General features: G+C 54.4%; 11 protein-coding genes. 3 read left to right on the top strand and 8 right to left on the bottom strand.

Features of this window, described 5'->3' with window-relative positions; genetic code table 11:
• The first annotated feature begins 147 nt into the window (after positions 1–147).
• From MHH82_RS08785 to MHH82_RS08775, 3 genes are read left to right on the top strand one after another with little or no spacing between them, the layout of a single operon-like run.
• Complete coding sequence (locus tag MHH82_RS08785; protein WP_036666131.1) at positions 148–1,311, top strand: NEW3 domain-containing protein; 1,164 nt, start codon at positions 148–150, stop codon at positions 1,309–1,311.
• A gap of 5 nt (positions 1,312–1,316) precedes the next feature.
• The gene (locus tag MHH82_RS08780; RefSeq protein ID WP_015734133.1) at positions 1,317–2,339 is read left to right on the top strand and encodes an ABC transporter ATP-binding protein; all 1,023 of its coding nucleotides are present in this window, start codon (positions 1,317–1,319) and stop codon (positions 2,337–2,339) included.
• Positions 2,305–3,408 (top strand): ABC transporter permease, encoded by a 1,104-nt coding sequence (locus MHH82_RS08775; RefSeq protein ID WP_145035255.1) that lies wholly within the window; start codon positions 2,305–2,307, stop codon positions 3,406–3,408. Before MHH82_RS08780 ends, MHH82_RS08775 begins: the two co-directional genes overlap by 35 nt.
• 96 nt (positions 3,409–3,504) lie before the next feature.
• Here the strand turns inward: MHH82_RS08775 and MHH82_RS08770 are convergent, their stop codons facing one another.
• The 8 genes from MHH82_RS08770 to MHH82_RS08735 form a co-directional block, all read right to left on the bottom strand.
• A complete protein-coding gene (locus MHH82_RS08770) occupies positions 3,505–4,314 on the bottom strand; it encodes an alpha/beta hydrolase (RefSeq protein WP_340965243.1) in 810 nt (269 codons plus the stop codon).
• Between the two features lie 56 nt (positions 4,315–4,370).
• The gene (locus MHH82_RS08765; protein WP_036666137.1) at positions 4,371–4,703 is read right to left on the bottom strand and encodes a cupin domain-containing protein; all 333 of its coding nucleotides are present in this window, start codon (positions 4,701–4,703) and stop codon (positions 4,371–4,373) included.
• A gap of 180 nt (positions 4,704–4,883) precedes the next feature.
• Entirely contained in the window at positions 4,884–6,002 is a 1,119-nt protein-coding gene (locus MHH82_RS08760) for a hypothetical protein (RefSeq protein WP_251493545.1), read from the bottom strand.
• A gap of 14 nt (positions 6,003–6,016) precedes the next feature.
• Positions 6,017–7,426 carry a family 43 glycosylhydrolase gene (locus tag MHH82_RS08755; RefSeq protein ID WP_445661992.1) on the bottom strand — a complete coding sequence of 470 codons (1,410 nt, stop codon included), beginning with the start codon at positions 7,424–7,426 and terminating at the stop codon, positions 6,017–6,019.
• Between the two features lie 46 nt (positions 7,427–7,472).
• A complete protein-coding gene (locus MHH82_RS08750; protein WP_145035253.1) occupies positions 7,473–8,351 on the bottom strand; it encodes a carbohydrate ABC transporter permease in 879 nt (292 codons plus the stop codon).
• Positions 8,352–8,372: 21 nt separating this feature from the next.
• Positions 8,373–9,332, bottom strand: coding sequence for an ABC transporter permease (locus MHH82_RS08745; RefSeq protein WP_445661961.1), 960 nt, complete (start codon positions 9,330–9,332; stop codon positions 8,373–8,375).
• An 84-nt stretch (positions 9,333–9,416) separates the two neighbouring features.
• Positions 9,417–10,952, bottom strand: a complete 1,536-nt coding sequence (locus MHH82_RS08740; protein ID WP_036666144.1) for an extracellular solute-binding protein — start codon at positions 10,950–10,952, stop codon at positions 9,417–9,419.
• 211 nt (positions 10,953–11,163) lie between these two features.
• Positions 11,164–12,702 (bottom strand): extracellular solute-binding protein, encoded by a 1,539-nt coding sequence (locus MHH82_RS08735; RefSeq protein WP_340965235.1) that lies wholly within the window; start codon positions 12,700–12,702, stop codon positions 11,164–11,166.
• Positions 12,703–12,802 lie beyond the last annotated feature (100 nt).

Below are 12,802 nucleotides of genomic sequence, written 5' to 3'. Positions count from 1 at the left end.
CAAACCGTCCTTGGCTTTTGAATAAACCGGGACGCTTTTCAGGTTCCTTTAATGAATTTTTTAGGTAATTTTAATCTTTCCGATAAATCCAATCCCGGCCGTTCCAACGTACTCTTTGTGACAAAAAAATTTAGGAGGGGTAGTGTCATGAAATCATGTAAACAACGAGCCAAGCAACTGAGCCTGATGCTCTTGTTCATCCTGGGTGCTTGCTTGTACGGCGGGGGGAACACCGCGTTAGCGGCCGGAGAAATCACGTTATACACGCCATATACGTCGATTTCCGTTCCGCCTGGAGAAGTCATCAATTACCCGCTAGAGGTCAAAAACAATACGAATAGCGTCATTACGGTTCCGCTGCAAATCAACAGCCTCCCGAGCGGCTGGAGCACCAAGCTAAACGGTGGAGGCTGGCAGCTGAAGGAGGTATCGGTGAAGCCCGGCGAATCCGAATCGGTGACCCTGGAGGTAACCGTGCCGCTTAAGGTAGATAAAGGCTCCTACCGGTTTCAATTATCCGCGGGTTCGATGGCCAGTCTGCAGTTAACCGTGGATATCACGGAAAAAGGGACCTATCAAACCGAGCTCACAACCGATCAGGCCAATCTGGAGGGCCACGCCGATTCCACGTTCACCTACACGGTGAATCTGCAAAACCGAACGGCCAATAAGCAAAACTATGCCCTGAGCGCCGATGCCCAGGCGGGTTGGGACGTTACGTTCACGTCAGGCGGCAAGCAGGTATCCTCCGTCGAAATCGAGGCAGGCGCAAGCCAATCCATTACCGTCGATGTCAAGCCGCCTGCGGAGGTGACGGAAGGCTCCTTTTCCATACCGATCCGCGCCTCCAATTCATCGACGTCCTCCGAGCTTGCGCTGGAAGCCGTCATTACAGGGTCTTACGGACTGGAGCTTACAACGCCAAGCGGCTTGCTCAGCACGAATGTCAATGCAGGCGGAAGCAAAACCATTGAGCTGCTGGTGAAGAATACGGGCACCGCACCACTCTCGGACATTAATCTCAGCGCCGATACGCCGGTGGACTGGGAGGTCAGCTTTAATCCGAAAACGATCGAGAATCTGCCTGCAGGCAAATCCACAACGGTAGAAGCCAAGCTGACTTCAAGCGACAAAGCCATCGCCGGCGATTATGTCACAAGCCTGAAAGCCGCTGCGGCCGAAGCAAGCTCCGACGCCCAATTCCGCGTAGCCGTCAAAGGTTCCATGCTATGGGGCTGGATCGGCGTGCTTGTCATATTAGCCATTCTGGGAGGCATTTATGTCCTCATTCGCAAATACGGAAGGAGATGACCCTGATGGATACGGTCATTGACATTCAGGAACTGACGAAGAGTTACCACGACACGAGAGCGGTGGACCGTTTATCCCTTCAAATTAGGCGGGGTGAGATCTTCGGCCTGCTCGGTCCGAACGGTGCGGGCAAATCCACCACGATCCTGATGCTATTGGGGCTGAGCGAACCGGATTCGGGATCGATAAGCGTGCTTGGCATCAATCCGACAAGAGAGCCGATTCCGGTGAAGCGGCGGGTTGGGTACCTTCCGGATGACGTCGGCTTTTACGAGGACCGTACCGGCATGGAAAACCTGATGTTAACCGCGCGGTTGAATCGAATTCCGGATAACCAAGCCCGCGAAAGGGCATTGGAGCTGCTGGAGCAGGTAGGGCTCACGCATGCTGCCCACAAGAAGACGGGGGCTTATTCCCGCGGGATGCGGCAGCGGCTCGGACTTGCCGACGTCTTAATGAAATCCCCGGAAATCATCATTCTTGACGAACCGACCCTGGGCATCGATCCGACGGGTATGGAAGAGCTGCTGCGGTTGATACGGAAGCTCAGCCGCGAGCAAGGATTGACCGTGCTGTTATCGTCCCATCAGCTCCACCAGGTTCAGCAGATTTGCGACCGCGTCGGCTTGTTCGTGCGGGGACGGCTCCTCGCCGAAGGCGATGTCGGGAGTCTGTCCCGAACTCTGTTTGCGGACGATCCCATTATGATCACGGCGGAGCTGGATGAGCTTGTGCCCGAACTGCGGGATGCCATCGGCAGCATCCCAGGGGTTCACCAGATCGAAGTTCCGCCTGCCGAGAGCGGTCCGGCTGAATCAAACGACACGCTGACCAGAGACCTGCCAATTAAGGTTCTGATTCGGGCCGATAGGGATTGCAGCCCGGAGATTGCCCGAACGGTCGTAAATGCAGGCGTTCGGCTGTTCTCGCTGAATCGCCAGCAGCACGGCCTGGACGAAATCTACCACCGTTATTTTGCAGGAGGTGAGGAGCATGGCAGAACGAACGACGCCAAGCATACCGGCTAAGCTGACCGGCATGGGCCGCCGGCTGCAAGCCTTATTCGAAAACAGGAAAAAGGGATCTGCCAAGCCCGCCCGGGCCCCCGGAGAAACGGCAGCCGAAAAATCCGCCCAACCCTCCATGCCCTCGGCATTCGGCGTGCTTGTCCGCAAAGAAATAGCGGACCATATCCGCAGCTGGCGCTTCATCCTGCTGCTAGGCATCATTGCCTTAACCTGCGTAGCCTCGCTGTATACCGCCATGAACAGCATACGGGAAGCCCTCGGATCGGAGAACGGGGTCCATGATTTTGTCATTCTGAAGCTGTTCACCATCTCGGACGGCACCCTTCCGACCTTCATCGGGTTTGTCGGTTTCCTGGGTCCGTTGCTCGGAATCGGCATGGGTTTTGATGCCATCAACAGTGAACGGAACAAAGGCACGCTCAGCCGAATCATGGCCCAGCCGATTCATCGCGACGATCTGCTCAATGCGAAATTCGCGGCTTCCCTGATCGTCATCAGCATCATGTTTATCACGCTCGGGCTGTTGACCATGGCACTGGGCACCCTGATTATCGGCATTCCGCCTACCTTTGAGGAATTTTTACGGATCATCAGTTTTCTGGTCGTGACGATCTGTTACGTCGGCTTCTGGCTGAATCTGTCCATTACGTTCTCCGTAAGGTTCCGACAGCCGGCCACCTCCGCCTTGTCGAGCATCGCCGTCTGGCTGTTCTTCAGCTTTTTCTTTGACATGATCCTGCAGCTGCTGTCGCGGGGACTGGCTCCCAGTACTGCCTCGGCGACGGTCCAAGATGTCATGAGCTATCAGAATCTGATGCTGTGGCTAGGCCGGCTGTCGCCGTATACCCTGTTCAATGAAGCGACGACCACCCTGCTGATGCCATCCATCCGCAATCTCGGTCCGCTCACGCAGGAGCAGGTGTATGGAGCCATTGCCAGTCCGCTGCCGTTCGGCCAAAGCCTGCTGCTCGTCTGGCCGCAAATTATCGGGCTGGCCGCAGCCACGCTAATCTGCTTTGCCATCTCCTACGTCCTGTTCCTCCGCCAGGAGATTCGAGGCCGGTCCTGATCTTCAGGCTATACGAACAAGCTCATCTGAAGGATTCTTCAGATGAGCTTGTTTTTTTATCGAGCGTTCAAGCGTTCTCAAGTTATATGATTTGTTCTACCTTCCTTGCACGACGGCTTGCGACAGGAACCCAATCTTCTGCAGCCAACCCTCGCACAGGCGCGTCCATTGCGAAACACTGGCATCTTCTTCCGCAAGGCCAAGGCCATGCCGGCCTTCCGGGAAAACATGCAGTTCGAACGGAATTTGCTGCTTGCTCAGCGATCCGGCATACATCAGGCTGTTCTCGACCGGGACCGCGCCGTCATCCGCGGTATGCCACAGAAAGGAAGGCGGGGTATCCGGTTTTACTGCCCATTCGAGCGACATTGCATTCCTTAAGTCTTCCGCCGGATTCTCCCCCAACAAATTGATCATGGAGCCCTCATGGTAGTAGTCCTTAAATGAAATGACCGGGTAACAGAGAATGGATGCGTTCGGACGGCAGCCCTGCCTCTCAACGTGATCTTCGGCCTCCGGATTTCCTTCATCGAAATAGGTGCTTGCACTGGCCGCGAGATGTCCGCCGGCAGAGAATCCGAGAATTCCGATGCGTTCCGGATCGATGTTCCATTCCTTGGCATGATGCCTTACGAGCCGAATCGCCCTCTGGGCATCATACAGCGGATAAGGATGCCGGTACGGGGCAACCCGATAATGAACGACGAATGCCGATAAGCCGATCGAATTCAGCCACAGGGCAACCGGATCGCCCTCATGATCTGCCCGCCGTCCATATCCGCCGCCCGGCAGAACGAGCACGGCTCCGTGTGGTGTTTCTTTTTGTAGAAGATAAGGTGTCATATAAGGCGTGAACGACTCTTCCACCGACGCATATCCTGGTGTATCCTGTTCCCAAAGCTTCATTCTATCCATTCCTTTCCGACTTCATATGTTGTCGTTGTCCTTTGAATCGATTTCTTTCAGCTGCAACTCTCTTCGGGTCCAAGCAAATCAAGCCTCAACGGTGTAAACGCATCCAAAAGAACGGATGGCTCGAGTGCTTTCACGCCATGCTCCGCTCCGCCGGGAATGACGATGGTGTCTCCCTGACGTACAAGGGTCGTCTCGCCGTTGATATAGAATTCAATGGCTCCCTTCAGGCAATAACTCATCTGCTCATGGGGATGACTGTGGAGTGCCCCTTCCGCTCCTGCTTCAAAGTGAACCTCCATCATCATCAGACCGGCCCCAGGTTTAAATACCTTCCTCGTCACACCGGGCTCCGCCTGCTCCCAAACCCCGATCTCCGCCATCCTCTTTCTCCTCTCCTGTGCCAAGCGCCTTATTTTCGCACCATCGATTCTTCCGTAAACGAGCTTTTACTTCTTCGGCGAAGGGCATGGATTTTCCTATGGCCATCACCAAAAAAATCGAAATGTCCGCACGAAGATGGATCTTTCTTAATGAGAAGGTCCTTGCCTTCAAACCCGCAACTATATATCTGCAGCTGCCCGAAGATTGGAGAATGCGGAATCGGCGGCATCCAGCTTTCGCTCCTGCAGCCCGCCCAGCTCCCGCAGCGAATAGCGGATCAGAATCGCCTGGGTTCCCGCATTCATATCCCCCTCTATCTCTCCATTGCCCAGCGGAACCGCCTCCGGCATGTCGGGATAATACTCTCCCGGCTTTACCTGGGCCACATTCGGCGCCGGTGGGGAATGATCGATTTCCCGTGAAAATCCGCCGTCCGCGCGTTTGAGACGCGCCATATTCTGCAAGGTGATTTCAGTGATGATCCGAACATCCTGCTCCGGGATGCGCAGCTTCATCGATGTGAGGAGACTGATCGGGTTCCGGATATAACACATATCAACGGCCTTCTCGCTTTGCAGCGCACGCATCAACGAATGGTATATTTCCGATATCCGCGGCAAGGGAGCTTGAAACCGATTATAGAACGTCAGCAGCTTGAAGGTTCCCGATATTCGGACATAAGGCGTGCCTTCGCCCCACAGCCCCGTCGCCGGATCTTGTATGCTCGCAAAATACGACAGCGCCTCACGCAAAAACGGCTCCCTCTCTTCCTGCGGCATTTGGGATAAATAAGGGGCCGAATTACACAGACGATCGCAGCCGCGCCAGCTGTTCACCAGACTGATCGAGCGCAGCCACTCCGCGTATTCCTCGGGAGAGCGGCAGTATGCCGGAGCCATATGCCGATGGCCCGGCAGCGGGTGCAAGGGGGCTGCACCCAACTTGCGGAGTGCTCCCACGCTGTACCCAAGCGCTCGTCCCACCATCACATCGTCTGTTCTCATGTTGGGATCGGCATCGTAAAAGTAACCCGTCGCGGGGTCTTGTTTGGACTGAAAAAACCGAACAAGCCCCGCCTTGATGCCATCGGACAGTCTTTGCAGAAGCCCGCATCGCTCGATAATGCCCAATGCCTGCGCGGTCGACTCGATGTCCGGAACGAACGCCCCGGAATCCCGTGAACTGCGGGCATAATAGAAACCGCCGGAAGCCGCGTCGTATTGCCCCTCGAGCCATTCGAAGAAGCCTTCGAACAGCCTGTCGCCGCCTGCCAGAATATCCTCTAATTCCTGTGCCATTTCTACCCCTTCTTTCAGCTGCTTATGACGTTATATGAAAAATTCCGGAAAATCACCCTGCCTTTACCGATGGCATCCAATCCGACGCGGAGACTCTGAAATCCGCCAAACGTGTTATGATGGAACCCTGAAACATCCGCGACCTTGTCGTACCGGATCCACTGCGTCCCCTCGAAGCTGTAATAGAACGAAACGATATGCGCATCGTTAACCAACCGCAGAAATGCCCTGCGAGTATGGTTCGGCATCGTACCATATCCCTTGAATGACCGGAAATGCCGGACTCCGCGCTCGTTGACTCCCATGCCGAGATATGCCGCATCGTTGTAATAGAGCAGCAGTCGGCCCTCCGCCGGACCCTCCACGATAATCTCGACCTCTGCTGAATAACGCTTATGGCCCGCCATGTAGAGCAGCGGAGAAGCTTTGGCTTCCTCGGGTGCTGCTTCGGCTGCCAACTCATGATTCCCCGGACGGAACCGGGTGGAAGGCTCCACGCCTTCGCACTGCCAATGAAGGCCCAGTTCAGATCCGGCAAAGGTATCCCTGAATGAAACGCTTTGATTTACCGCATCGATTTCTTCTTCGTCGTGCGACCCAACATGCCGGTCAAGCCTCTCATGGCCTTCCGCAGCATGAAACCACCCGTCCGAGGTCCATTCGATCGGTTCGAGCAACGTCTGCCGACCGAGAGAATGGAATCCGCCCGCATATGCATGGTAGACCATCCACCACTGGCCGTCAGGACTGTCGATCAGCGAGGCATGTCCCTTGGACCACCATGGCTCCTCCTTGGATTCCGTATGAACGACCGGGTTATAAGGCGAATGCTCCCACGGCCCCCATGGCGTTCGGGATCTTGACGATACGGCCATATGGCTTGTAGGCGGTCCTGCCGTCCCCCCGACAGCTACCGTCAGATAATAATATCCGTCGCGAACGGTCATCTTCGGCCCTTCCAGGCTGTATGCCTCTACGACCCAATCCTCCGGATACCGCCAGCCGTTATACACATGCCTCACTTCGCCCGCGACCGCGAGCCCGTCTGCCGTAAGCTCTACAAAATCACCGCCCGACATATGCAAATAACGCTTTCCGTCCGGTCCTGCCGTATGCCCCGGATCAATTCCCTTGATCCCCAGATTGATCGGCTTGCTCCACGGTCCCGCCGGACTGGCTGCCGTAACGACCCAATTCGTCCGCCCTGCCGGATAATAGATGTAATACCTCCCGTTATGCGCGACGAAATCCGGCGCCCACACATCTCCCTCGTAATGGGGCAGTGCGGCCCCGATCCGGCTCCAATTCAGCAAATCACGCGAATGCCAGATGACGAGCCCGGGCGTCAGCTTGTAGGATGAATGCGTCATGTAATAATCTTCGCCGACCCGGATGATCGACGGGTCCGCATAATTGCCGGCCATGATCGGTACACACCGTTTCTTTTCCAACACGCTCCTTCGCTCCTCTCTATCCCTTGATGGATCCCAGCAGCGCGCCCTTCGCAAAATGCTTCTGCAGGAACGGATATACGCACAGTATCGGCAGCGTGGCAATGACGATGACCGCCATTTTCACCGTCTGCTCCGGCGGGCGGACGAATTCGTCCATGCCGGAGGTATCGGCCGCCAAGCCGCTGGCAAGAATGACGATCTGCCGCAGGATGACCTGCACTGGCCATTTGGCCGCGTCATTCAGGTACAGAATCGCCGACATATACGTATTCCAGTAAGTAACCGCATAAAAGAGCGATATGGTTGCAATGGCAGGCATCGACAGCGGAATCACGATTCGGAACAGGATGCCCCAATCGCCGGCCCCGTCGATTTTTGCGGATTCCTCCAGACCTTCGGGCAGGTTCTGAAAAAAGTTTCGCATGATGATGAGGTTGAAGGCATTGATCGCCGTCGGGACAATCAAGGCCGCATACGTATCGATGAGCCCCATTTCCTTCACCACGAGAAAGGTCGGTATCATCCCCCCGCTGAACAGCATCGTGAACAAGACCATGAACATGATGAAATTTCGGCCATCCAAATCCCTGCGCGACAGCCCGTAGGCCATCAGGCAGGTTAACAGCATGCTGAACAAAGTGCCCAGGAAGGTGACGCCCACGGAAACGCCAAGCGAACGAAAAACCGTATTGGTCGAAAACACGTACTTGTAAGCGTCAAGGGACCATACGGTCGGAAACAGGACAAACTGCTTCTGCGCCAGCTCCGTCACCGTCGTGAACGATCCGGCGATGACGTGAAGGAAAGGCAGAATGGTAACGAGGCCGATGATCGACAGCAGCGTGTAGTTCACGATATCGAAGATTCGGCTCGATATCGTTTTATCTTGTACCATAGCGGTCCACCTTTCTCATAATTAATAGATGCCTTCTTCTCCGGCCTTTTTGGCCAGCCAATTGGCCAGCATCACCAGAATGAGACCGATCAGCGATTTAAAGAACCCGACCGCCGTGCTGAAGCTGAACTGTCCTTGCTTCAGACCCGCGGTGTAGACATACGTATCGAAAATCTCCGCAACATCCCGGTTCATCGAGTTTAAGAGGAGATAGATATGTTCGAACCCAAGTTCCAGCACGTCGCCGATTTTCAAAATCAATAAAACGACGATCACGCTTCGAATCGAAGGGAGCGTGATATGCCACATTTGCCGAAAGCGGCTGGCCCCGTCAATTCGGGATGCTTCGTATAAACCCGGATCAATCGCGGCCATGGCGGCCAAATAAATGATGGTCCCCCAGCCGGCCTCACGCCAGATGATCTGCAGGACATACATCGGCCTGAACCACTCGCTGCTCATCAGGAAATTGATTTTTTCGAATCCGGCCATAACCAGCAGCTCATTGATGATGCCGCGATCCATCGAGAGCATGACAAACGAAATGGATACGATGATGACCCACGACATGAAATGGGGAATGTACACCAGCGTCTGGATAAAACGTTTAAACGCTTCGCGCCGGACCTCGTTGAGCATTAAGGCAAGAATGATCGGCACGGGGAAATAAAATGCCAGGTTCAAGAAAAACAGCAGCAGCGTGTTCCCTAATATCGTGAAGAACATCGGCTCGGTAAACAGCCGCTCAAAGTGCTTGAGCCCCACCCAGGGGCTGCCCGTTACGCCCAGATAAGCCTGATAATCCTGGAAGGCTATGATCAGTCCCGACATCGGGATGTATTTAAAGATCAGGAAGTATAAAAATCCCGGAAGTATCATGAGATAGATCGCCCGGTTTTTAACGATTCTTCTCTTTCGACCGGACTCCGGTATTGTGGGGGCGTCCTTGCGCATCCCGGTCTTCACTGCGGTTTCGCTCATGATCTCAGACTTCCTTTCTGCCCCGAAGCCTGCCGGAGAATGCAGCATTGCAGTCTCCGGCCGTTCGGGATGCTGGCATGTTCGTTATTTGGAAGATTCGTAGGAAACGTTGAACTCATCGATGATTTGCTGACCGCCGCTCTTTAGCCAGTTGTCCACGACGGCTTGGAATCCGGCCTCGTCCAGATCTCCGAGCATGAACCGATACGTGCCGTCCTTGATCATCTCCTGCAGCTGCACGCCCTTTTCGTTAAACGTCTTGGAGTCCAGGGAAGCCGAAGGATCCTCTATGAGGTATTCATTGTTCTCCACGATCATTTCCTCGGCCTTCGCTTTAACAGGCAGCATGTGCTTCGGCTCATAGAATCCTTCGATCGTTAGCGGCCCGCCTACCTGCATCGCTTGATAAGGCTTCACTTCACGATCGGTCAGCTTGGTGTCCTCCGAAGGAACGACCTTGCCTTCCTCCAGCTGGTGGTGCTGTCCTTCCACTCCCCAATAGATCAGGTTGCCGAGCTCAGGGCTCATCAGCTGATCCATGAAGGCAAGCACTCCTTTCAGTTCTTCCTCCGATTTGATGGCTGTTTTCGGAAAGAGTATCACCGAGCCGTAGCCGGGAACCGACCAGATTCCAAAGCCGTTCGGTCCTCCCTCGATTTTATTCTGAACATCGAGCTCCGCATCCGGATTCACTTCGACGACCTTGGGATGAAGGCTCGATACGTCTCCCATCGCTCCGATATAAACGCCCGATTTGCCGGTAATGAACAAATTTTGCTGATCGGTTTTGCTGGTTACCGGGAAATCCTGATTGATCAACCCTTCCTGATGAAGTTTCTTGAAGAATTTCATCGTCTCCATATATTCGGGGAACATGAACTCGGGGGCCAGCTTGCCGTCCTTCTCGCCCCAGTTATTCGGTGTCCCGAGCCATGAGCTTACCGTTTTGAATGCCCCGTAGATCAGGTCGTTCCGGTCCGTCAACGGAATCGTGTCGTCTTGGCCGTTGCCGTCAGGATCCTTTTCCTTGAACTGCTTCAGCATATTATAGAACTCGTCAATATTGGTCGGAGCGCTGAGCCCAAGCTTGTCGGCCCAATCCTTGCGATAAATGATGCCTTGGCGCGACAAAGGCACTTCACGGTATAACGCATAGATTTTGCCGTCCACCGCCGTGTTTTTTAACACATCGGGTTTCAGCTTGCTGAGGTTCGGGTATTGATCCAGCAGCGGCCCGATTTCCCAGAATTGCCCGTTGCGGATCGCGTCCCGCATATTCACTAGCGAAGCGGCATTCTTCAGATACGTCACCTGCGGCAGCGTTCCGGTTGCGAAGGATGCATTGACCTTTTCGTCGTAAGTGCCGTCCGGCACCCACTGAATGTCAAGCTTGGTGCCCGTTTTCTCTTCGAGCAGCTTCTCAATCATGTCGGAAGGAACTTCAGGGGTGTGGAGGTTGGCCATGATCGAGATGGCAACCGGTTCGCTTGGTTTCTCGCCTTGCGCCGGACCTCCATTTGTGCTGCCGGTTGCTGCAGGGGCGGAGCCGCCTCCACAGCCCGCCAACACGGATAAAGCGGTTACAATTGCCAGGATGGTACTGGCTTTTTTCTTCTTCATCATCTGACCTCCGTTATAATTGGGTTAGGGACTGACAAGAAACAGCTTAGATGACGGAAGCTCGGTGCGTATATAATCCTTCGATTGGATATGGGGAGTTCGGCCGCGCCCGGCATAAGGAGCCGGGGGAATCAAATCTAATGATTACATAGGCAATGGGATCACCAGGCAAGGCACGGCAACAAAAAAAACCGCCGGGGAAATTAATCCCCTAGCGGTATTTCTCATGTAGATACGGTCCCACCGTGCTTCGATACGAAGTTTCATATTCCTCGATAATCTGGCTGCCCCCTTCTTCAAGCCAACGGTCGATCTCCGCCTCGAACCCCTTCTCATCGATCATTCCCAGCATGAATTGATAGGTGGCGTCCCGCATGCGTTCATTCAATCGGACGCCGATCTCGTTATACAGCGGAGATTCCAACGGTGCGGTAGGATCATAGATGAGGAAGCTTTCATTATCATAAATCAGCCGCTCGGCTTTATCCTTGACCTTATTCGTGTTAACCGGCTCCAGCATGCCCGGGATGGTGCTGAAGCTTCCGGCCATCAAAGCCTGGTAAGGCTTCACGTCCTTCTCCCTCAGCTCAAAAGCATCCACCGCCACCGCTTTGCCATCCTGTACGGTATAGTGGGTGCCCTCGATTCCCCAATACATCAGGTTGGCAAGCTCGGGACTCATTAGCGCATCGTAGAAGGAGAGCACATTCTTCAATTCCTCTTCCGTGGCGATCGCGGACTTCGGAAACAAGATGACCGTTCCGTATCCCTGCGAAGCCCATATCCCGAACCCTTCCGGCCCGCGAACCCGATTCTGAACATCGAGTACGGCCTCAGGGTCATTCGCCAGCAGCCTCGACTGCAGGGACAGGACGTCCCCCATCGCGCCGATATAGACCCCGGCTTTCCCCGTAATGAACAGCTCCTGCTGGTCCGTCTTGCTGGTAATCGGAAAATCTTCATTCACCAGTCCTTCGCTATGCAGCTTCTTAAAGAATCTCATCGTTTCCATATACTGGGGAAAGACGAATTCCGGCTGCAACGAATCGTTGTACCATCCCCAATGATTCGGCGTTCCGTAATAGGAGCTGATCGTCTTGAAAGCCCCGTAAATCAAGTCGTTGCGGTCCGTTAAGCCGATGGTATCATCGATGCCGTTGTTGTCCGGATCGTTAAATGTAAACCCTTTCAGCATTTCGTATAAATCGTCAAGCGTTTCCGGCGCCGGAAGCCCCAGCCGATCCGCCCAATCCTTCCGGTAAATGATGCCCGAGCGGGCCAAGGCACGCTCCTGATATAGGCTGTACAGCTTCCCGTCAATAGCGGTATTCCTTAAAACCTCGGGCTTCAATCGCTTTAAATTCGGATAGCCGTCAAGGTACGGGCCGATTTCCCAGAACAGCCCGCTTCGTATCTCATCCCTGAAGTAGGACAAGGATGCGGCATTCTTGAGATAGAGGACTTGCGGCAAGGTCCCTGTCGCAAGCGCTGCAAACACTTTTTCATCATAACTGCCGTCCGGCACCCACTGGATGTCCAGCTGAACGCCCGTTTTTTCCTCGATCTCTTTCTCGATCCGATCGGATGGAATCTCGGTGGTGTGCAGGTTGGCCATCATCGAAATGCGGGTACTGCGTTCAAAAGACGCATTTCCGCCATCCGCCCCCGATGAGCGGGCCATGGTGATGCAAGCAGCCGATACCAATAGGATAGCGAGCGTAAGCACAACATAGTTTGACAGACGGGTCATCAATCCGTTCTACCTCCGTTCCCCCATGTTTCTTGCGGATCCCAAGTGACTGAGACGATCATATCATATGTACATCTTTTTTCATGACAAACCAGGATGA

The sequence above is a fragment of the Bacillus sp. FSL K6-6540 genome (genome assembly GCF_038007545.1).
This window is presented reverse-complemented; position numbering and strand designations above follow the sequence as displayed.

What these genes read in the sequence shown, in the direction of transcription:
- MHH82_RS08785 (WP_036666131.1), top strand. Translation starts at nt 148, where the DNA reads ATGAAATCATGTAAACAACGAGCCAAGCAACTGAGCCTGATGCTCTTG.
- MHH82_RS08780 (WP_015734133.1), top strand. Translation starts at nt 1,317, where the DNA reads ATGGATACGGTCATTGACATTCAGGAACTGACGAAGAGTTACCACGAC.
- MHH82_RS08775 (WP_145035255.1), top strand. Translation starts at nt 2,305, where the DNA reads ATGGCAGAACGAACGACGCCAAGCATACCGGCTAAGCTGACCGGCATG.
- MHH82_RS08770 (WP_340965243.1), bottom strand. Translation starts at nt 4,314, where the DNA reads ATGAAGCTTTGGGAACAGGATACACCAGGATATGCGTCGGTGGAAGAG.
- MHH82_RS08765 (WP_036666137.1), bottom strand. Translation starts at nt 4,703, where the DNA reads ATGGCGGAGATCGGGGTTTGGGAGCAGGCGGAGCCCGGTGTGACGAGG.
- MHH82_RS08760 (WP_251493545.1), bottom strand. Translation starts at nt 6,002, where the DNA reads ATGGCACAGGAATTAGAGGATATTCTGGCAGGCGGCGACAGGCTGTTC.
- MHH82_RS08755 (WP_445661992.1), bottom strand. Translation starts at nt 7,426, where the DNA reads ATGGCCGGCAATTATGCGGACCCGTCGATCATCCGGGTCGGCGAAGAT.
- MHH82_RS08750 (WP_145035253.1), bottom strand. Translation starts at nt 8,351, where the DNA reads ATGGTACAAGATAAAACGATATCGAGCCGAATCTTCGATATCGTGAAC.
- MHH82_RS08745 (WP_445661961.1), bottom strand. Translation starts at nt 9,332, where the DNA reads ATGAGCGAAACCGCAGTGAAGACCGGGATGCGCAAGGACGCCCCCACA.
- MHH82_RS08740 (WP_036666144.1), bottom strand. Translation starts at nt 10,952, where the DNA reads ATGAAGAAGAAAAAAGCCAGTACCATCCTGGCAATTGTAACCGCTTTA.
- MHH82_RS08735 (WP_340965235.1), bottom strand. Translation starts at nt 12,702, where the DNA reads ATGACCCGTCTGTCAAACTATGTTGTGCTTACGCTCGCTATCCTATTG.